Raw genomic sequence first — 19,805 nt, 5'->3', positions numbered from 1 at the left:
GGGGTTCGCTCCCTAGCCCGCGCTCGCCGAACCGTTCCCGGCGGAAGAGGCTAGGCGCGCCGGGTCATTGAGCGGTCGCCGAGGCGGCCCAGCGGGACAAGTCCTCCCTTCGGAGTGCGGCGGCCATCAGATCCGGGAAAAGGTCTGGCGTGCAGGCGAAAGCAGGCACCCCCAGTTCACTGAGCGCGGCCGCGTTCTCGTGGTCGTAGAACGGTGCCCCCGAGTCCGACAATGCCAGCAGCGTGACCACTTGCACTCCGGATCCCACCAGGTCTGCGACTCGGCGCAGCAGATCGTCTCGTACTCCGCCTTCGTACAGGTCGCTGATCAGCACCAGGAGGGTCTGTTCGGGGCGTTCCACGAGTCCTTGGCAGTACGCCAATGCGCGGTTGATGTCGGTGCCGCCGCCTAGTTGGGTGCCGAAGAGGACGTCGACGGGGTCGTCCAGGTGATCGGACAGGTCGGCGACTGCGGTGTCGAACGCGACGAATTTCGTGCTCAGGGCGCGCATCGAGGCCAGGGCAGCGCCGAAAACGCCTGAATACACCACGGATTCTGCCATTGAGCCGGACTGGTCGACCGCGAGGATCACGTCGCGGCGGACGCTTTGTTCTCGGCGGCCGAAGCCGAAAAGCTGTTCGGGCACAATGGTTTTCAGCTTGGGGGAGTAGTGCTTCAGATTCCGGCGGACGGTGCGGTCCCAGTCGATGTCCGCGCCTCGGGGGCGTTGGGTTCGGGCGGCACGGTCCAGTGCGCCGCGGACGGCTGCTCGGGTGCGTTCGGCTAGGCGTTCCTCTAGCTCGGTGACGACTTTGCGTACGACGGTGCGTGCGGTTTCCTTCGTCTCCTCGGGCAGGACGTTGTTGAGGGACAACAGGGTGCCGACCAGGTGGACGTCCGGTTCCACGGCGCTGAGCAGTTCCGGTTCCAGCAGCATCCGGGTGATGCCCAGGCGGTCTACGGCGTCGCGCTGCATGACTTGGACGACGGAGCCGGGGAAGTACTTCCGGATGTCGCCGAGCCAGCGCGCGACTCGTGGCGCGGAGGCTTGCAAGCCGCCGCTGCGGTCACCGCTGCTGCGGGAGTTTTTGGGGCGCTCGTCGTAGAGGGCGGCCAGCACGTTGTCGACGCCGGTGTCCCCTTCGGACAGTGCGTGGCCGGTGCCGTCGGAATCTCCCCCCAGCACTAGGCGCCAGCGGCGGAGGCGTTCGGGGTCGGTGGTCACGGGGCGGCTCCCAGGAGGGTGGCGAAGACCGGCAGGGCGGCTGCGGCGCGGATTTCGTCCAGGTCTTCGGCGAGCGCCGGCTCGACCCGGCGAGTGCCGGACAGGGTGGCGGCGCGTTCGCCGATCGCGCGTTTTTCCGGACTGGCGAAAGCGCCGAAAGTGCGGCGCAGCAAGGGAAGCACCTCGGTGAAGACCTCGGGCGGGATCGAGGTCAGCCAGGTGTCGACGACCCGCAGCATGCGTTCGTCGTGGACCAGCAGGAGCGCGCCGCCGGAGAAGAAGCCTTCGACGTAGGCCGCGCCGTCGGTCGGGGCGACGCCGGGGGTGAGCATGCGGCTCAGCCGGAGTTCGACCTCCGCGCCGTCCAGCAGGTCGGCGTCGTGCAGCAGACGCACGATGCGGCCAGCCAGCAGCGGGGGCAGGGCGTCGCGGGTGGAGAGGCGGGCCAGGGCAGTGAACCAGCGGTCGCGAGCGGCGTCGCCGAGGAGGTCTGTGGCCTCGTGGACGTCGTCGATGAGCTCGCAGAACTGTGCGGCGGCCTCCTCGTCGATGCCGTGCACGGCGGGTGGAAGGCCGGCGCAGACCCGGGTGAGGATCCGGTCGGCGACTTCTTGCAATTGCGCGGTGTCGGTGCCGCGGACGTCGCCGTAGCGGGTTGCCCGCGCCAGTGGCGGCAGCGCAGTCATGAGGTGCGCGACGTCCGCGTCGGCGGCGGCGCGGGTGTCCAGAGCGGCGAGGGTTTCCGGCAGGGCGTCGCCCAGGTCGGCGAGGAGGCAGCGTTCTACCGCGACGGTGATGTCGGCGAGCGGCGGAGATTCGGCGACGGTTTCGCGCACGACCGCGGTGGCGGCGGCGGGCACGGTGGTGCCGTGGACCGCGGCCGCGACCAGGTCGACTTCGAACCCTGGTTCCCAGCACAAAGTCCAGGTCTCGCGGAAGGTGCCTTTGTTGCGCACCGAGGACAGTTCCGGCTCGCCCCAGGGGATGCCGAGGATCTGCAGGCGGTGCAGCAGGCGCGAGCGGTCGAGACCGCCGGGGGTGCGCAGGTCCAGATCCAGTTCCCGCGCTTGAGGTTCGCGTTTGAGCCGGAGCCGCCGGGCGGTGGCGATCAGGTCGGCGGCCAGCGGTGCTTGCGGCACGTGGTCCGGGACCTCGCCGAGCAGTTCGCCGACCACGAGCCGTCGCGTGACCAGGTCGGCCTGGACGTCGTCGCCTCCGCACAGGACCGCGCGGGTGGCGGCGTCGACCTCGGCCAGTCCGGCGGACGACCGGCCGCGCAGGGCGGCCAGTGTGTCGGCCAGCCGCACCGCTTCGATCACGTGCGCGGTGGAGACCGGCAGGTCTTCTTCGCGCAGCACCCCGGCGACGGCGGTGAGCCACCGGGTGGTGACGTCGGCGGAGGTGCTGAACAGGTGGTGGTACCAGCCGGGAGAGCGGACGCCCGCGCCGTAGCCGGTGACGGACGCGAGCCTGCCGTGCGTCCACGGCACCCACGTGCACACGACCTTCCGCTTCGGGAGTCCTTTGAGGACAGCCTGGTCCTTCGACGCGGGCGGCAGCGGATCGGCGAGGGCGGGCACGTGCCAGGCCCCGCACACGACGGCGATCCGTTCGTAGCCTTCCTTCCGCGTCTTGCGCAGCACGTTCCGCATGTACGCCTCGCGCCGCTGCTCGTGCGGATCGTCCGGCCGGTCGCCCTCGCGCAGCGCGGTCATCGCGTCGGCGATCACCTCGAACGGCGATTCCTCGCCACGGCGGGATTCGACGAAGTCGTCCCACCAGCGTTCCGGATCGTCGTATCCGCCCGCCGCGGCGAGCTCCGCGAGCGGGTCGACGCGCGGTGCGGTCCGTTCCTCGCCGAGCGCGAACTGGTGTGCCGCGGGGAGATCGCAGAACTTCACCGGAACACCGGCCGCGGCGGCGTACCGCAGGGCCTGCCATTCCGGGCTGAACACCGCGAACGGCCAGAACGCCGCGCGCGACACGTCGTCGGACGCGTACGCCAGCAGCGCCACCGGCGGACGCATGCCGTCGTCCGCGGCGAGATCGACGAGCTGGTCCGCTTCCGGCGGTCCCTCGATCAGCACCACGTCCGGTTCCAGCTCGGCGAGCCGGGCGGCGACCGCCCGCGCCGAACCGGGACCGTGGTGCCGGATCCCGAGGAGATGAGTGGTCATCCGGCGATCTCCTGGCCTGCCCGGTAGAAGTCGGCCCAGCCTTCCCGCTCGCGCACCACGGTCTCCAGGTACTCGCTCCAGATCGCGCTGTCCGCGACCGGATCCTTCACCACCGCACCGTGAATCCCCGCCGCGACGTCCTGCGCGCGCAGCACGCCGTCGCCGAAGTGGGCGGCCAGCGCGAGACCGCCGGTGAGCACGCTGATCGCCTCGGCCGTCGAGAGCGTGCCCGACGGGGTTTTGACCGCGGTGCGGCCGTCCTCGGTGCGGCCGGCCCGCAACTCGCGGAACACCGTGACCACCCGGCGGATTTCGGCGAGATCGGCGGCTTCGGCGGGCAGCGACAGCGCGGCGCCGAGCTGGCCGACCCGCCGCCGGACGATGTCCACCTCGGCTTCGGCGGTGTCCGGCAGGGGCAGCACGACGGTGTTGAACCGCCGCCGCAGCGCGCTCGACAGCTCGTTGACGCCCTTGTCCCGGTTGTTCGCCGTGGCCACCAGCGTGAACCCCGGACGGGCCTGCACCTCGGAGCCCAGCTCGGGGATCGGCAGCGTCTTCTCGGACAGGATCGTGATGAGCGAATCCTGCACGTCCGCCGGGATCCGGGTGAGTTCCTCGAGCCGGGCGACCTTGCCGTCGCGCATCGCCCGCAGGATCGGGCTTTCGACGAGCGCCTGGTCGCTCGGCCCTTCGGCGATGAGCCGCGCGTAGTTCCAGCCGTAGCGGATCTGCTCCTCGGCGGTGCCCGCGGTGCCCTGGACGAGCAGCGTGGAGTCCCCGCTGATCGCCGCCGCGAGGTGTTCGGACACCCAGGTCTTCGCCGTGCCCGGCACGCCGAGCAGCAGCAGCGCGCGGTCGGTGGCGAGGGTGGCGACCGCGACCTCGATCAGCCGTCGCGGGCCGACGTATTTCGGGCTGATCGCGGTGCCGTCGTCGAGTTTCCCGCCGAGCAGGTAGGTGACCACCGCCCACGGGGACAGCCGCCACGACGGCGGTTTCGCCCGGTCGTCGGCCGCGGCGAGAGCGGCCAGTTCGCCGGCGTATTCCTGTTCGGCGTGCGGCCGGAGGACGGGGGACGTCATGCGAGCTCCTTGTGCATTTCACGGCGGAAGGACAGGGTTTCGGCGACTGCGCGCCGCCACGGGGCAGCCTCGCCGGGAAGCGGGATCTCGGCCAGCGGGTGGCCGAGGCAGGCGACGGGCACGGCTTTCGCGATCAGCGCGGCCGCGTGCGCGACCAGCCGGTGGTCGCGCTGCCCGGCGACCCAGTCGAGCAGCACCGTGCCGAGCGCGGCGGGCCACGGCTGAGGCAGGTCGAGGATGAGCCTGGTGAGGGCTTCGACCGGCAGGCCGCGGGTCAGCTTCGCGACCGTGGCGGCCTGTTGTTCGGGCGACAGCACGCCGATGAGCGCGGCGGTGCTGCGCCCGCCGGGTTCGGCTTCCACGAGGGCTTGCGCCCATTGCTCGTCGCGCTGCCGGAGCGCGGCGGTGGCCCAGCTTTCGCGCACCACGTTCAGCGGCGGCCCTTCGACGAGCATCCCGGCCAGTTCGCCCGGAGTGCCGTACTCGGCCCAGAACCGCAGGGGAGCGGCGGCGATGATCGCGCGCAACCGGGCGGTGCCCTGCCCGGGCCCGGCCGGGACGCGGATGCCGTCGCGGATCAGGCTCTCGTCCGGTTCGGGCGGGGTGAATTCGAGGACGTCGGCCCGCAGCGCACGGCTGCGCACGGTGACGCAGGCGCGCAGCCGTTCGATCATCCGCTCACCGGAGGCCGAATGGGGGTACCGGCCGATCAGCCGCAGCGCGATCTCGCGCACCCCGGCCGCCCGGTCGCCGAGCGCGGCTTCGACGAACGGCTCGTCCTCCTCGGTGAGGTGCTCGCCGAGCAAGGTCAGGAACGTCGCCCGGACGTCGGCCGGTTCGTTCCCCCAAGCCGCGGCGAGCGTCTCCCGCGCGCGGGCGGGATCGGCGGCGAGCACGCGTTCCAGCCAGGCCTGCCGACGCGCGGCGGTGCCGAACTGCCAGGCGTCGTCGCTGGTGTCGTCGTCGGCGGCGACCAGGAACGCCCAATCCGGGTTCCGCTCGCCGAGCCACGCGCCGACCGGCCCGGCGACCGTCGCGAGCGGCGCCCGCAGCGACACCCGGGTCCGTGCCGCGTCGGCCAACGCGGGCAGCCGCTCGGCCGGGACGCGGAATCCCTTGTGCGCCACCGTGTCGAGCCATTCCTCGACCAGCTCTGGCCGGTTCGCGGAGAGCAGGTGCCCGAGCCGCGCCCGCGCCACGTTCGGGATGAACGGGCGGGTGTCCTCCGCCGCGGCGGGTTCGGGCTCGATGCCGGTGAGCGGTCGCTGCCCGGCGCGCCGGTAGCCGGTGTACGCCGCCGCCGCGACGAGCGCTTGGTCGGCGGGGTCGGCGCGGTGTCCGGCGATTTCCGTTACCCCGGGCGGTAATCCGGCCGGGTCGAGGGTCCGGCGGCGAGTGCCGAGCAGGACGGTGCTGACGAGATCGTTCCAGGCAGTCACAGTCGCACCATCCCGTCGCGATGCCAGCAGCTCAACGGCCGCAGCCCCGCTGTCGTCCACTCCGCGGCCACCGTGACCGGCCGCTCGGCCGCGAGCGCCAGCAGCGGCCACGGATCCACGGACGGAACCAGCGGCAGCGCTGCACCGTCCACATCGGACAGTGCCCATCCCTCCCCGTGCCGCGCCGGACGAAGATCGCTCACCAGCACCGGCCACCGGTCCAGCCACGGATCAGCCGCGAGCGCGGCGGCGTGTTCGGCCAGCGCGGCAGCGAAGGTGCCGCCCACCGGCCCGCTTTCCGGAGCGACGGGCTCCTCCCGATGGTCGAACACCGCCCGCAGCGGCACCGCGCCCGGGTGGAACACCAGCTCGCCCGCGACGACGTATCCCGGCGGCAGCGAACTGTCCAGCGGACGCCCGGGCGGAGCGAACGACAGCACCAGCGCGTGCCGGCCGCTGCGTTTGCCCCGCAGCCACGTGCGCCTGCTGCGCAGCGACTCCTGCTCCTCGTCGATCGCGCCGGTGACCAGCCATTGGTCCGGCACCCGTTCGCCGGACTCCAGCACTTGCGCGTTGCTCACCGAGAACCCGAGCCGGGTCCGGACGGTGTCGGCGAGCCCGGCGGGCAGCGACTCCAGCCTGCTCGCCGCGTCCGCGAGCACGTACACCAGCGACAACTCGGCCAGCAGGCGGTCCGGCCAGTCCCGGCCGCGGCCGACCAGCGCCGCCGCCCGGCGCAGGCCGTTCGCCAGCCCGGGAGCTTGCGCGTCGACCATGCGCGAGGCGACCGTGTACAGCTCGTCGGCGCCGCCGCGTTCGAACGCCGCGAACCCGGCGGACACCCGGTCGGCAAGCCATCCGCGCAGCTCAGCGGCTCCGGCGGTGACCCGCGCGAGCCGTTCCTGCGCCCGCTTCGCCGCCGCTTCGAGATCCTTCGGCGCGTCCGTCTTCTTCTCGGCCCGCTCCGCTCGCGCGGCCCGTTCGTCCAGCCACGGGTGCACCCATCCGGGCTCCTCCGCGCGGGGGACCTGGCCGTCGGCCCAGAGCAGCAGCAACCCCAGCGCGTGCTTGCACGGGAACTTCCGGCTCGGGCAGGTGCACCGGAACGCGGGTCCGGCCGTTTCCACCGTCGTCTGGTACGGCCGCTTCCCGCTGCCTTGGCACGCGCCCCAGACCGCACGGGCGGACGCGCCCGCGTCCGACCACTTCGCCGGCGCCGCCTGCCCGCGCCCGGCTTTCGCCGACGCGGCGTCCGGAGCGAGTTCGAGCACCCGCTCCGGGCTCCACCGCGCCGCTGCTTCGTCCCCCACGTTTTCCTTGCCGCTCTTCCAGTTCTTCCCCCCTCGGGGGCTGACTCGAAGAGCATCCCACCCGCCACCGACAATTTCCGCGGGCGGCGGGGGAGAGCAGCGGAAATCAGGAGGATTCGACCGCCCCGCGCCAGCGCACCGTGGGCCGCAGCCGGTCGTCGTTCACCCGGTGCTTGTTCGCGCCGACGATGTCGAACATCGACTCGATCAGCGTGTCCGACAGCAGATGCGGCTCCAGCCCCAGCCCGACCAGCCCGGTGTGCTTGACGTTGTAGTAGTGCTCGGGCTGCTCCACCCGCGGGTTGTCCAGGTTCTCGATCTGCACCGGCCCGGGGAAGCGGTCGGCGACGAGTTCGGCGATCTCCCGCACCGACATGCTCTCGGTCATCTGGTTGAAGACCCGGAACTCGCCGCGCCCGGCCGGATTCTCCACGGCCAGCCGGATGCACTCGACGGTGTCGCGGATGTCGATCAGCCCGCGCGTCTGCCCGCCCTTGCCGTACACCGTGAGCGGCTGCCCCAGCACGGCCTGGATGACGAACCGGTTGAGCACCGTGCCGAACACCGCGTCGTAGTCGAACCGCGTGGCCAGGCGCGGGTCGAGCGCGGTCTGCGGCGTCTGCTGGCCGTACACGACGCCCTGGTTGAGGTCGGTCGCGCGCAGTTCCCAGATCCGGCAGGCGAACTCGATGTTGTGCGAGTCGTGCACCTTCGACAGGTGGTAGAACGAGCCCGGCTTCTTCGGGTACAGCATCCGGTCGCGGCGGCCGTTGTGCTCGACCTCGAGCCAGCCTTCCTCGATGTCGATGTTCGGGGTCCCGTACTCGCCCATCGTGCCCAGCTTGACCAGGTGGATGTCCGGGTCGATCTCGGCGATCGCGTAGAGCAGGTTGAGGTTGCCGACCACGTTGTTGTGCTGCGTGTAGACGGCGTGCTCGCGGTCGATCATCGAATACGGCGCGGACCGCTGCTCGGCGAAGTGCACGATCGCTGCCGGGCGGAAATCGCGCACCGCGTCGAACAGGAATTCCGCGTCGAGCAGGTCGCCTTCGTAGCTCGCGATGCGCTTCCCGGACACCTCGTGCCACGCGTCGACGCGGGTGCTCAGGTCTTCGATGGGGACGAGGCTCTCGGCGCCGAGCTCGACGTCGTACTGCCGCCGCGCGAAGTTGTCCAGAACAGCCACTTCGTGGCCTTTGTCCGACAAGTGGAGCGCAGTGGGCCAGCCCAGGTAGCCGTCACCGCCGAGAACCAGCACTCGCATCCGGAGCACCCTTTCCTTTCGTTTTCGCGACAGGCACGGCCTTTCGTTGTACACGACGCCCGGATGTCGCGGTGGCAGATCCGAACCTAATCGCCCGCCGCTGATGTTCGGCTGGCAGTCAGCTGTGAATCCGCTGTGGGCCGGGGGGTCGCGCGGCGGAGCCGGCGGCCCGAGGGGAGACTGGGACTATGACGACGGTAACCAACCCGGCGAACCCGCGCACGACGGAAGAATCGCCCGAGCCGCGCCGCCGCGGCCTGGCCAGGTTCGTCCGCGCGGCCGCCAGTTCGGTGGCCGCCACGCTGCTCAGCCAGGCCGCGCTGATCGCGGTGCTCGCCGCGGGCGGGGCCCCGTGGCTGGCCAGCGCGTGCGCGTTCGCGGCCGGGGCGGTGCTGAACTTCTTCCTCACCCGGCGCTGGGTGTGGGGCCGCCGCGGCCGTCCCGAAGCCGTCCGCGAGCTGCTGCCCTACGTCCTCGTCATCTCGCTCGGCGGCCTCGCCTCGGTAGGCCTGACCACGCTCGCCGGGCACCTGCTCGCGCCGTTGCACCTGCCGCACTTCTGGTGGGTCGTCCTGCTCGACGCGGCGTACGTGCTCAGCTACGCGCTGGTGTTCGTCGCGAAGTTCACGATGCTCGACCGGTTCGTTTTCGACCGCGGCGCAGCACGTACCCGCGCCACCACGTCCCTGTCATGACCCGCGCGTAGTTCGCGCCGTACACGACGCTGCCGCCCTTCTTGCTCTTGCCCGCTTTGCGGAGCCGCATGCTCATGGGCCGTTCGAGCACGCGCGCGCCTTGCGCGGTCGCGCCCAGCAGCAGTTCCGACGACTGGTACTGCGGTTCGTTGAGCGGGATCGCGCACGCTAGTTCCGCGCGCAGCGAACGGAATCCGAACGACGTGTCGGTGATCCGCCGCCAGGTCAGCACCGACGCGAGCCACGCGAATACCCGCACGCCGATCCAGCGCATCCGGCTGTCGGCCTCTTCGTGGCCTAAACGCCGGGAGCCCGTCACGAAATCAGCCGTGCCGTCCAGCAGCGGCGCGAGCAACTCGGCTATTTCGCTGTTGTCGTACTGACCGTCGCCGTCTGTGGTGACGATGTACTTCGCGCCGTTCTCGGCCGCAAGGTGGTACCCGAGGCGGAGCGCGGCGCCCTGGCCGCGGTTAGTCGGCGCGACGCACACGTACGCGCCATGGTCTTCCGCGATGGCCGCAGTGTTGTCCGTACCGCCGTCTACGACCACCAAGACGTCCACTGGCAGCCCGAGACATTCGTCCGGCATCTTCTCCAGCACCTGGCCGATGCCGCCAGCTTCGTTGTACGCGGCGATCACCACGGTCAGCTCCGACAGCTTCGCGCCGGGATGCCGGTCGTGGAAGTCCTTGATCGCGCCCTCGTCGACAGTGTCAGGATAACTGCCGAGACGGCGACGGCTCGCCACGGTGAGCGTCGTGAACCCGAGCGCACCCGCGACTGGCAACAGCACGAGCGCGGGAAGCTGGTAGCGCCAGGAAAACTCGAACACGGCGGACCCGAACAGCAGGAACAACCCAGTGCCCGCAGCGAACAACGCCCCGCTGCGCGCCGGGTGCCGGGGCTTCTTGCGCCGCAGCACCGTCAGCAGGCCGAGCAGCGCGAAGAACCCGAGTACCGCGCCGGGCACGAACCCGCCGTTGATCTGGTAGTCGCGCAGGAACACCGCGATCGGTTCGTTGACCTGGGGATCCGTGCCGTCGTACTGCTGGGTTACCGCCTTGACCGCGGCGGGATCGGCGAACTGCGGATAGGTCAGCTGGAACTGCCACCGGTCGATCGGCACGTCGGTGGGCGCGGTGTAGCGGGTGAACTGGAAGCTCTTGCCGAAGTCGCCGAGGATCGACGTCGCGACGTCCCACCACTGCGCTTTCAGTGCGGTCATCGCGAATTCGTGCGCCAGCGCGCCCTTGTCCGCGCCGGGCGGCAGCGGGCCGGGCCACGCCGGGTCAAGGTCGGCGTGCGTGTAGTTGTCGACCAGCCGGTTCTCGACCGGTTCGGTGGGACAGAACTGCCGCACGACCGGGTCGAGCTGGAGCTTCGCGCAGTCCGCGACCGCGGCGGTGCGGCCGTAGAGCATGCTGCCGGAAGGTCCGCTCAGGCCCCATTTTCCGGTCTCCGCCTCGACTTTCGCCGCATACGGGACCACCACGACGAGGATCGCGAGCAAGCCGGCCCCGGCGTTGCGCCAGCCGCGCCACGAACGCCACGCGCTGCCCGCGGCGAGCACGTAGAGCAGGAACGGCGCGGCGATCGTGACGCCGATCAGCCGCACCAGCACGCCGAACCCGACCACGAGCCCGGCCAGCGCGATCCGCCGCCAGTTCGGTTTCCCCTTGGCCAGCACCAGCCACAGCAGCCCGAACAGCAGCGCCTCGAACAGCACCTCGGCCATGATGTTCTGCTCGATCTGCACCTGGTAGGCGTCGAGCAGCAGCGGCGCGGCGGCCAGCGCGCTCACCCAGTTCCGCGCGCCGAGCCGCCGGGCCAGCGCGTAGATGCCGACCGCGATCGCGAGCCCGGCCAGATGCTGCAAGGCGGCGACGAACGACAGCCCGCCGACCGCGAGCAGCGGCTTGAGCAGCAGGTCGTAGCCGACCGGGTTGATCCCGTCGGCGCGGAGGCCCTGCAGATTGTCCAGGTAGCGGAAGGAATCGATGTACAGCAGCGCGGGCCGGTAGGCGATCCAGGACAGGACCCGCAGCGTGGTTCCCACGGCGAGGAGCACCAGCAGGAACGCGTGGCGCCGGAGGAATCCGGTCACGGCGCCTCGGCCCGGTCCAGTCCGGAGAAGTACTTCCACGCCGTGGCGAGACCGTCGGCGAGGGTGATTTCTGGGCGGTAGCCGATGGTTTCCGCGCTCGCCGAGACGTCCACGACCACCGCCGGCATCTCCCCGGCGGGTGCGGGCACGTGCTCGATCGGCAACTCGGCCCCGGTCACCGCGCGCACGGTCTCGACCATTTCCAGCACGGACACCGAACGTCCGGCGCCGACGATCGCGCGACCGGTGTAGCCGCTTTCGTAGGCGAGCACGATCGCGCGCACGACGTCGTCTACATGCACGAGGTCGCGACGCTGCTCGCCGGTGCCGTACACCCGCACGCCTTCATTATTCAACGCCGCGCGCATCATGCGCGGCACGAAGCTGTCTTTGTGCGACATGCCGGGCCCGTACACGTTGGTGAAGCGCAGCGCGCACGTCGTGATGCCGTACGCGCCCGCGTAACCCGACAGCAGCATCTCGCAGGCCGCTTTCGTGGCACCGTATGGCGTAAGCGGCTTCGTGGGCAGGTCGACCGTGATGGTGTTAGTGCCGACATCGCCGATCACTGCGTTCGTGGACGCGAGAATGAAGCGCGGCACCTCGCGTACGCGACACAGTTCGAGAAGTTCTTGTGTCACCGCAACGTTCTCTGCGTACGTGTCGCGCGGCAGCTCTACGGACTTCAGCACGGACGTCAGCGCAGCAAGGTGCACGATCCCGCCGACGCCTGCCTCGACAGCTGCTTCGCGCGTTTCGGCGGCACGCAGATCTCCGACGACGACGCGCACTCCCTCGTCCGTCGTCTCGTAGCGCACGCGGTCCACGACAGTGACCGGATAACCGCGCTCACGGAACTCGCGCACGACAGCGCGGCCGATGAAACCGCTGCCGCCGGTGACGACGACGGGTGTCCTTTCGGGACTGTGGGGGAGTGTCATGGCGCACAACCTACCTCCGCAGTCTGTGCGTCACTTGTGCGTCCCTCGCCCGCGCGAGCGCGGGACCGCGTGCGGGCACCCCCAGCGACCGCACGCGGATCCCGGTGTTTAGTTTTCTAAACGATGCGCGCGGCGAGTGTAGCCGGAACGGGACGGCTGGTGTCAAGTTTTCGGGACGGTTATGCTGGTCGCTGTTACGGAGACGGAACGGTGATGGGGGCGGCATGGCCGAGCAGGCGGGGGAGCGCAGCTTCGCGGAACGTCTGGCGCACCTGATCGCGACCGTGCATCCGCCGGACCGCAAGCCCTACTCCTACCGCGAGATCGCCCAGGGCGTCGCGGACGTGACCGGCGTCAGCATGTCGGCCACGCACGTCCAGCAGCTCGCCGTGGGCGCGCGGCGCGACCCGAAGCGGTCGCACATCCAGGCGCTCGCGCGGTTCTTCGGCGTGCCGGTCACCTACTTCTTCGACGACGAGGTCGCCGGCCGGGTCGACGAGCAGGTCGCCGACGTGGTCGCCTGGCGCGACACCCAGGCCCGCGACTTGGCGCAGCGCGCGATGCGGCTGTCCGAGCGCGACCGGCGGACCGTTTCCGCACTGATGGACCAGCTCGGCAGCTACGCCGAGGGGCGAGACCGCACCCGGCGCGGACGCAAGCCGGAGTGAGCCGGGCGGCTATGCTGGCGGCGGCCGGAGCGCCGGGGACCCCCTGGTGCACCAGGCTGGTCCAGCCGCCGATCGCCTCGGGAGGGGACATCGACCCGACCGTGCGAGCGCGCGCCCGCGACCGGGTGCGCGACCTGCTGCGGCACGTGCCCGCCCCGCGGCCGTGGTCGATGAACGCCTGGATCGATCGGCTGGAACGGCACCGCGGCCGCGACATCGACCTGGTCGCGGTCGACTACGCGCCCGGCCAGCCCTCCGGCGCGTGGCAGCGGCACGACGACTTCGACCTCATCGCGTACGCGGCGGGCACGTCGTCGCTGCACCAGGACCACATCATCGCCCACGAAATCGCGCACCTGCTGTGCGAGCACCGCGGCGAATGCGTGCTCACCGACGCCGAAGCGGCGACGCTCGCGCCGGATCTCAGCGCGCACCTGCTGTCGCATCTGCTCACCCGCGTCACCACGAATTCCGACGAGTACGAAGCGGAGCTCATTGCCGTGTTCCTGATGAGCGCCGCCACCGAGAGCGGTGTGCAGCTGCGGCCAGGCGCTTCCGGTCCGGCAGCGGATCGCGCGCGGCGCTTCGCGTCGCTGCTCGGGTAGTGCGCGGATGATCGACGTTTTGTTCTTCGGCGTCGGCCTGCTCGCCGTCGCGGTCGGGATCTGGCGCGCGGTGCGAGCGCGGCGGACTGGCGCTGGCGCGGGTCTCGCGACCAGCCTGATCGCCCTCGGCGTCGCCTTGTGCTTGCTCGCCGACAGCGCGCAGGCGATCGAGAGTCAGCTGTACCCGAGTCTTGGTCGGCTGCTCTCGAACCTCGCGACGATGGTGGCCGCGTACGGCATCGAAGTGACTGTCGCGGAGATCGGTGGCGTGGCAGAGCGCCGACGGCGCGCGCGGCTCGGGGCGTTGATTGTCGCGCTCGTCGTGCTCACTGCGTCGTTCTTCGCGACGCGCGGGCTTCCGACGGGCGTCGGGCTCTTCGACGAGCTGTACCGGTCGAATCCGACACTGGTCGTGTACATCGTCGTCTACACGCTGTACCTGGGTTTGGCGGTGGCGGACATCGCCGTGGTGTCGGCCGGGGCGGTGCGCGCGGGCACCGGTGCGCTGCGGGCCGGGCTGGGCATCATGTTGCTTGCCTGTGTGTTCGCTTTCGCTTATCTGATCGGCAAGATCGTCGGCCTGATCGGCGATCTGACCGCGGAGCATCCGGTCACGAAGCTGTGCCGCGGCGCGTTTTCGACGGTTCCGTGCACGCTCGCGGTCGGCTTTCCGGCGGTATCGGTGCTGCTGGTCGTAGTGGGGCTGACGGTGCCTGCGGCGCCCGCGGTGGGCCGGGCGGTGCGCGACGCGCGGACGCGGGCGGTGCTCCGGCCGCTGCGGGAGCACCTGGCTTCCCGGTACCCGGATGTCGTCCGGCTCGACGACGCGTCGGGGACCGGCCGGGAGCGGCTGCTGACGATGATGAGCGAGATCAACGACGGACTGCTGCTGTCCGGGGTCGGGCCTGAGTTGTCGCCGAGCGCGGCGGTGCGGGTGCTGCGCAGTTCTGAGCCGGTGCTCGACCAGTCCGCGGAGCCGCCGGTGCTGCCCCAGGAGACCGCTTTCGCGGCTGAGGTGGCTCGGCTGCGGGCTATCGCGCAGGAATTCCGAGCGGAGCCGACAGCCGGAGCTGCCAACCCTGCTCCGTGAGCACGACGAGGTGAAGCGTGTCTGCCCGGGCGGTGAGCGGCAGCGCTGCTCGCGCGCGTTCGGCGACCTCGGCGCGCTGGTCGTCGGTGCCGCCGAGGGCGATCGTCAGGTGCGCTGGCGGGTGCGCTCCGAAGCGTCCGCCGTACGGGGGCACGTCGGGCCAGTGATCGCACACGGCGTCGGCGAGGGGCTGGAGCGCCGGGGCGGCCGCTGCGACGAACCCGGGTGCGAGGACGAGGTCGGTGAGCTGCACCTCCGTCACGGGGAAGCTGGCGGCGAGCTGCGTGACGTCGGCGTCGGTCTGTTCGGTGAGCCTTTCGGCGGGCAGGAACGGGTACAGCGCCGTGACGTGCGGCGGAAGACCGGGACGGACGAGTCCGGGGTCGACGGCCGCGGCGGCTTCGAGCAGGACGGCGGCGGTCGGGAGCGTGACGACGAGCGCGCTGGTTCCGGGCGTGGGCACGGCCCCGATCCTGCCGGACCGCCCGCGCGGTCGCACCGCAAGGGCCCCGCTTCCCGGCGTAAAGGAAAGGCAACCCTTTCTTTTCTGCTTCTTCCGGTGAATTCCGCTTAACCGAACCCTAAGTCTTCCCCAAGTCCGCCGACGGCGATTCCCGGCGGTCCTACACTCGGTGGATGAAGATCGTCCTATGGACCGCATTGTGCGGATTGTGCGCCGTCACCGGCCACGTGCTCCTGGGCGTCGTGGCAGGTTTCCTTCTGCTGGCTTGTGTTCCGCGCCGTCCCGCCCCGGGACGGCCGGCACCCGAAAGAGAATTGATCAGCTCCCGCGGCTGACTTTCCGGAGAATTCCCCCGGAATTGCCGCCCGGCGGCCGGCGCCGCCTCCTCCCGGCCGCCTCCTCCCGGCCGCCGGAGTCCCGGAATTGTCGGTGCCGTGCGGTACAACGGTGGCCGGCGAACAGGGAGGGAACATGCATTACGTCGAACACGGTTCCGGCACGCCGGTGCTGGCCGTCCACGGCTGGATGCCGGACCACCGCCTGATGACCGGCTGCCTCGAGCCGGTCTTCGCGCGGCGGCCCGGATTCCGGCGGATCTACCCGGATCTGCCCGGCATGGGCGAGTCGCCCGCCGGGTCCGCGCGCGGGTCGGACGACCTGGTGGCGGGGCTGGCGGACCTGGTGGACGACCTGATCGGGAACGAGCCGTTCCTGCTGGTCGGCGAGTCGTACGGCGGCTATCTGGCGCGCGGGCTCACGCGGGCGCGGCCCGAGCAGGTCGCGGGGCTGGCGCTGGTGTGCCCCGTCGGCCGCCCGGTGCCGGTGCTGGAGCGGGACGTGCCGGAGCACGAGGTGCTGCGCGCCGACCCGGACCTGCTGGCGAGTCTCGATCCGGTGGAGGCGGCGGAGTACGGGGAGATGGCGGTGGTCCAGTCCGAGGAGACGCTGGCGCGCTTCCGCGCGGACGTCGCGCCTGGTCTGGCGGCCGCTGACCGGGCCGCGCTGCAGCGGATGCTGACGGGCTGGAAGCTGTCGGTCGATCCGGAAAGCGGTCCGGTGTACCGGAAACCGTCGCTGATCGTGTGCGGTCGGCAGGACGCGTCTACGGGATTCGCTGAGTTGTACGGATTGCTGGGGCACTATCCGCGGGCGAGTTACGCGGTGCTCGACCGGGCGGGGCACAACCTGCAGTTCGAGCAGCCGGTGTTGTTCGAGGCGCTGATGGACGAATGGCTGGACCGGGTCGAGGAGGGGAGTGGTGCGGTGACGTGAGGGTGGGTGGGGTGCTTGCTGGCTGAGGGGCCCGGCTGTTCCTGTGGCGGCGGTGCTGCGGCGTGTGGTGCGCGGTTTAGCGTGGTGCTAGGTCGGTGCCGGGCGTGGCGACTTGCTGAGCGCTGGGTGGTGGCGCGCGGTCGGGTGCTGCTCGGCTTTTTCCTGCGCAAGGTTGTGCCGTTGCGTCACGTGGTGCGCGGTGTGGTGTGGTGCGCCGGGGGTGGCGAGTCGCTGCGTGCTGGGCGGTGGTCGGGTGCTGTTCGCGGTGTGGTGAGCGATGTTGCGTCGTGGCGGTGCGCGGTTCGTGTGGTGCCGGGCGAGTCGCTTTGCGGTGGCGGGTGGTCGGGTGCGGCTCGGCTGTTCCCGGGTGCGGCGGGCGGTGCTGCGTTGCGTGGTGCGCGGCGTGGTGTGGTGCCGGGTTGGTGCGCGGGCGTGGCGAGTCGCTGCGTGCTGGGCGGTGGTCGGGTGCTGTTCGCGGTGTGATGGGCGGTGCTGCGTCGTGCGGTGCGTGGGTTCGTGTGGTGCCGGGCGAGTCGCTGTGCGTTGGCGGGTGTTCAGGTGCGGCTCGGCTTTCCCGGTTCGGCAAGTGGTCCTGCGTCGTGCGGTGCGCGGTTTGCTGGGGCCCTCGGGCGATGCTGCATGAGCCGAGCTGCCGTGCGCGGCTCGCTGTGCGACGGCAGTCAGCTGCTCTGCTGTTCCGCGCGCGGAATGTCGTCCTGCGTCGCGTGACGCGGGTCGATGTGGTGCTGGGTCGGTGCCGGGCGAAGCGAATCAGCGAATGTTCCGGTCCCGCTCCACGATCCGGTGCGTGGCAACCACTCTCGCCCGTCGTCGGCCGGATGCGCGGCTCAACGCGGCGATCCCTAGCAGCCGAGGCGAGTCGCCCAGTGTTCACCGCAGCGTCGTTGAAGGGGGTGGCTTCGAGGGCTAGCGTCGGCGCGACTTCATTGCTGCGGAGGTAAGCCATGTCCACTGGGGAACTCAACCGGCGCAACCTGTTCCGGGCCGGAGGCGTCGTCGCGGCGGGGGCGGCGATGAGCATGGTGCCGGGCGTCTCGTTCGCGGCGCCCGCGCCCGGTGCCGGGCAGCAGACGAAGACCGTCACCGGCACCTTTCGGCCGGACGTGCCCGACTGGTACTACCTCCCGGTCGACGTGCCGCGCGGCGTGAAGCAGATCGACGTCGTCTACTCCTATTACAAGCCGTCGGTGCCCGCGGGGACGCGCGGAAATGCTTGCGACATCGGGATGTTCGGGCCGGAGGGGCACGAACTGGGCACCCGCCGCGGCTTCCGCGGCTGGTCCGGCGGCTTCCGCGACCGGTTCTCGATCAGTGCTGCCGAAGCAACTCCCGGGTACCTCGCCGGGCCGATCACGCCTGGCCGCTGGCACGTGATTCTCGGTCCGTACACGGTCGCGCCGCAGGGGCTGAACTACCGCGTCGACATCACGCTGACCTTCGGCCGCGACACCGCGAAGCCGTTCCAGCCGAACCCGGCGCCGGAGACCGCGCCCGCGCGCGACCGCGGCCGTTCCTGGTATCGCGGCGACTCCCACCTGCACACCGTCCACTCCGACGGCAAGCGCACGCCCGAGCAACTGGTCGCGGATGCCCGCGCGGCCGGCCTGGACTTCATCGTGTCCACCGACCACAACACGTCCAGTTCGCAGCTGGTGTGGGGCAATTACGCCACCGACGACCTGCTGATCCTGAACGGCGAAGAGGTCACCACGCGGTCCGGGCACTGGCCCGCGATCGGCGTCCCGGCAGGCACGTGGATCGACTGGCGCTACCGCGCTTCCGACCCGCGCGACTTCCGCCGGTTCACCGACCAGGTCCACCGGGCGGGCGGTCTGGTCACGGCCGCGCACCCATTCGCGAATTGTTTCGGCTGCACCTACGAATTCGCGTACGAGATCGCCGACCTCGTCGAGGTCTGGAACGGCCCGTGGACCGCGGACGACGAAGCGAGCGTCACGCACTGGGACGGTCTGCTGCGCGGCGGCCGGTGGATCCCGGCGATCGGCGATTCCGACGCGCACAACCCGGACCAGACCGTCGCGCTCCCGCACACGGTCGTCCAGGCGGACCGGCTGGGCCGGGCCGAACTGCTCGCCGGGCTCAAGGCAGGGCGTTCGTGGCTCGCCGAGTCGAAGGACGTGCAGCTCGACTTCTCCGTGTCCGGAGCGGGCCGCAGCGCAGGTATCGGCGGACGGCTCGTCGCGGGCATCGGCACGCCGATCGAGGTGCGCGCGGTCGTTCGGGGAGTTCCCGGCACGACCGTGACGTTCCTCGACCAGCTCGGCCCGGAGCACAGCGAGACCGTCCCGGAATCCGGCACCGCGACCGTCACGTGGACGACGTACCCGCGCTACAGCCGCTGGGTCCGCGTCGAGGTGCGGCGTCCGTCGGGCGGTCCGAAGACGACCACGCCGAACGCCATGGTCGCCATGTCGAACCCGATCTTCCTGGGCGCCGCCGACGCCGGCTGACCCGACCCGAGCGTCCCGCGACCCGGACGCCCGGGCAGACTGTGCACTTAAAGTGGGCAGTGGGGAAGGGCGGGCACGGGTGCGCGGGTGTGGCGTGCGAGCGGCGATCTTGGCGGTCGTCGTGGCGCTCGCGGCGGTGGTCGTCGTGGTGGTCATGTTCTCGAGCAGTGACGAGGTGAAGACCCCTGGCTGCACGGTCGCGTTGCCGAAGGGGCCGAACGACGCTTCCGCGCCGCAGTACACGCTGCAACCGGAACCCATGAACAACGCCGCGATCATTGCCGCCGTCGGGATCAAGCAGGGGCTGCCCTCGCACGCGGTGACGGTCGCCCTCGCGACTGCCCTGCAAGAGTCGAAGCTCCGCAACCTGAGCGGCGGCGACCGGGATTCGATCGGCCTGTTCCAGCAGCGCCCGAGCCAAGGCTGGGGCACGCCCGACCAGCTCCAGGACCCGGTCTACTCGGCGACGGAGTTCTACAAGAAACTCGCGAAACTCGACAACTGGCAGACGATTCCGATCACCGAAGCGGCACAGGCGGTGCAGCGCTCCGGCGCTCCCGACGCGTACGCCCAGTGGGAAGACGAGGCCACCGCGCTGACCGGAGCGCTGACCGGCCAGTACCCCGCGGCGCTGACCTGCCGGAACCTCACGCTGAACCCGCCGGCGAACCTGGTGACCGTCGCGAACGCCGAACTCGGCACGGCGCGCTTGAGCGGCGCGCACCCGTCCGCGGAGGGCTGGCGGATCGCGAGCTGGCTCGTGGCCCGCGCGGCGAAGCTGGGCGTGGACCGGGTGAGCTTCGCCGGTCAGACGTGGACCGCGGAGGCCGGGGCGTGGGCTCCGGACGAGAAGGCGGGGCAGAATCTCTCGCTGCATCAGGCTCCGGCCGCGCCGCCCAGCTCAAGCTGATCGGGTGCGCTGACGGGCAAATTCGACGTGACCGTGGCGAGTTTGTCGCCGGGTCGTTCGGCTTCGAG

17 protein-coding genes are annotated in these 19,805 nt (G+C 70.9%); 8 read left to right on the top strand and 9 right to left on the bottom strand.

Going from position 1 to position 19,805, the window contains the following annotated elements; translation table 11 throughout:
* Positions 1 to 64: 64 nt before the first annotated feature.
* From EIZ45_RS36315 to EIZ45_RS36290, 6 genes are all read right to left on the bottom strand, one after another.
* Positions 65 to 1,225: a VWA domain-containing protein gene (locus EIZ45_RS36315; protein ID WP_037815505.1), complete on the bottom strand. Its 1,161-nt coding sequence runs from the start codon at positions 1,223 to 1,225 to the stop codon at positions 65 to 67.
* Complete coding sequence (locus EIZ45_RS36310; protein WP_134668119.1) at positions 1,222 to 3,402, bottom strand: DUF5682 family protein; 2,181 nt, start codon at positions 3,400 to 3,402, stop codon at positions 1,222 to 1,224. The genes EIZ45_RS36315 and EIZ45_RS36310 overlap by 4 nt, the downstream gene beginning before the upstream one ends.
* Positions 3,399 to 4,484: an AAA family ATPase gene (locus EIZ45_RS36305; protein ID WP_043830093.1), complete on the bottom strand. Its 1,086-nt coding sequence runs from the start codon at positions 4,482 to 4,484 to the stop codon at positions 3,399 to 3,401. Before EIZ45_RS36305 ends, EIZ45_RS36310 begins: the two co-directional genes overlap by 4 nt.
* Complete coding sequence (locus EIZ45_RS36300) at positions 4,481 to 5,923, bottom strand: DUF5691 domain-containing protein (protein WP_167756664.1); 1,443 nt, start codon at positions 5,921 to 5,923, stop codon at positions 4,481 to 4,483. The genes EIZ45_RS36305 and EIZ45_RS36300 overlap by 4 nt, the downstream gene beginning before the upstream one ends.
* Entirely contained in the window at positions 5,920 to 7,233 is a 1,314-nt protein-coding gene (locus tag EIZ45_RS36295; protein WP_167754253.1) for an SWIM zinc finger family protein, read from the bottom strand. The genes EIZ45_RS36300 and EIZ45_RS36295 overlap by 4 nt, the downstream gene beginning before the upstream one ends.
* A gap of 106 nt (positions 7,234 to 7,339) precedes the next feature.
* Positions 7,340 to 8,497 (bottom strand): NAD-dependent epimerase/dehydratase family protein, encoded by a 1,158-nt coding sequence (locus tag EIZ45_RS36290; RefSeq protein ID WP_134668117.1) that lies wholly within the window; start codon positions 8,495 to 8,497, stop codon positions 7,340 to 7,342.
* A gap of 188 nt (positions 8,498 to 8,685) precedes the next feature.
* Between EIZ45_RS36290 and EIZ45_RS36285 the strand changes: the two genes are divergently transcribed.
* The gene (locus EIZ45_RS36285) at positions 8,686 to 9,192 is read left to right on the top strand and encodes a GtrA family protein (protein WP_167756663.1); all 507 of its coding nucleotides are present in this window, start codon (positions 8,686 to 8,688) and stop codon (positions 9,190 to 9,192) included.
* Here EIZ45_RS36285 and EIZ45_RS36280 read toward each other — a convergent pair.
* Positions 9,122 to 11,296, bottom strand: a complete 2,175-nt coding sequence (locus tag EIZ45_RS36280; protein WP_134668116.1) for a glycosyltransferase family 2 protein — start codon at positions 11,294 to 11,296, stop codon at positions 9,122 to 9,124. The two genes, EIZ45_RS36285 and EIZ45_RS36280, sit on opposite strands and share 71 nt — an antisense overlap.
* Entirely contained in the window at positions 11,293 to 12,237 is a 945-nt protein-coding gene (locus EIZ45_RS36275) for an NAD(P)-dependent oxidoreductase (RefSeq protein WP_037815517.1), read from the bottom strand. The genes EIZ45_RS36280 and EIZ45_RS36275 overlap by 4 nt, the downstream gene beginning before the upstream one ends.
* A gap of 224 nt (positions 12,238 to 12,461) precedes the next feature.
* Here EIZ45_RS36275 and EIZ45_RS36270 point away from each other — a divergent pair, with 224 nt between their 5' ends.
* From EIZ45_RS36270 to EIZ45_RS36260, 3 genes are read left to right on the top strand one after another with little or no spacing between them, the layout of a single operon-like run.
* The gene (locus EIZ45_RS36270) at positions 12,462 to 12,905 is read left to right on the top strand and encodes a hypothetical protein (protein ID WP_037815518.1); all 444 of its coding nucleotides are present in this window, start codon (positions 12,462 to 12,464) and stop codon (positions 12,903 to 12,905) included.
* Positions 12,902 to 13,510, top strand: a complete 609-nt coding sequence (locus EIZ45_RS36265) for a hypothetical protein (protein WP_240690881.1) — start codon at positions 12,902 to 12,904, stop codon at positions 13,508 to 13,510. Before EIZ45_RS36270 ends, EIZ45_RS36265 begins: the two co-directional genes overlap by 4 nt.
* Before the next feature lie 7 nt (positions 13,511 to 13,517).
* Positions 13,518 to 14,600: a hypothetical protein gene (locus tag EIZ45_RS36260; RefSeq protein ID WP_134668115.1), complete on the top strand. Its 1,083-nt coding sequence runs from the start codon at positions 13,518 to 13,520 to the stop codon at positions 14,598 to 14,600.
* Here the strand turns inward: EIZ45_RS36260 and EIZ45_RS36255 are convergent.
* A complete protein-coding gene (locus EIZ45_RS36255) occupies positions 14,542 to 15,063 on the bottom strand; it encodes a 2'-5' RNA ligase family protein (protein WP_205670238.1) in 522 nt (173 codons plus the stop codon). The two genes, EIZ45_RS36260 and EIZ45_RS36255, sit on opposite strands and share 59 nt — an antisense overlap.
* Positions 15,064 to 15,236: 173 nt before the next feature.
* Between EIZ45_RS36255 and EIZ45_RS46310 the strand changes: the two genes are divergently transcribed.
* The 4 genes from EIZ45_RS46310 to EIZ45_RS36240 all read left to right on the top strand — a co-directional run bounded on the left by EIZ45_RS46310 (position 15,237) and on the right by EIZ45_RS36240 (position 19,737).
* Positions 15,237 to 15,398 carry a hypothetical protein gene (locus tag EIZ45_RS46310; RefSeq protein ID WP_167756662.1) on the top strand — a complete coding sequence of 54 codons (162 nt, stop codon included), beginning with the start codon at positions 15,237 to 15,239 and terminating at the stop codon, positions 15,396 to 15,398.
* A 136-nt stretch (positions 15,399 to 15,534) separates the two neighbouring features.
* Positions 15,535 to 16,335: an alpha/beta fold hydrolase gene (locus tag EIZ45_RS36250; RefSeq protein ID WP_134668113.1), complete on the top strand. Its 801-nt coding sequence runs from the start codon at positions 15,535 to 15,537 to the stop codon at positions 16,333 to 16,335.
* 965 nt (positions 16,336 to 17,300) lie between these two features.
* A complete protein-coding gene (locus tag EIZ45_RS36245; RefSeq protein WP_134668112.1) occupies positions 17,301 to 18,827 on the top strand; it encodes a CehA/McbA family metallohydrolase in 1,527 nt (508 codons plus the stop codon).
* 94 nt (positions 18,828 to 18,921) lie between these two features.
* Positions 18,922 to 19,737, top strand: a complete 816-nt coding sequence (locus EIZ45_RS36240) for a hypothetical protein (RefSeq protein WP_037815525.1) — start codon at positions 18,922 to 18,924, stop codon at positions 19,735 to 19,737.
* The last annotated feature ends 68 nt before the right edge of the window (positions 19,738 to 19,805 follow it).

This window comes from Amycolatopsis sp. CFH S0740 (genome assembly GCF_004522315.1).
GTDB lineage: Bacteria > Actinomycetota > Actinomycetes > Mycobacteriales > Pseudonocardiaceae > Amycolatopsis > Amycolatopsis nivea.
This window is presented reverse-complemented; position numbering and strand designations above follow the sequence as displayed.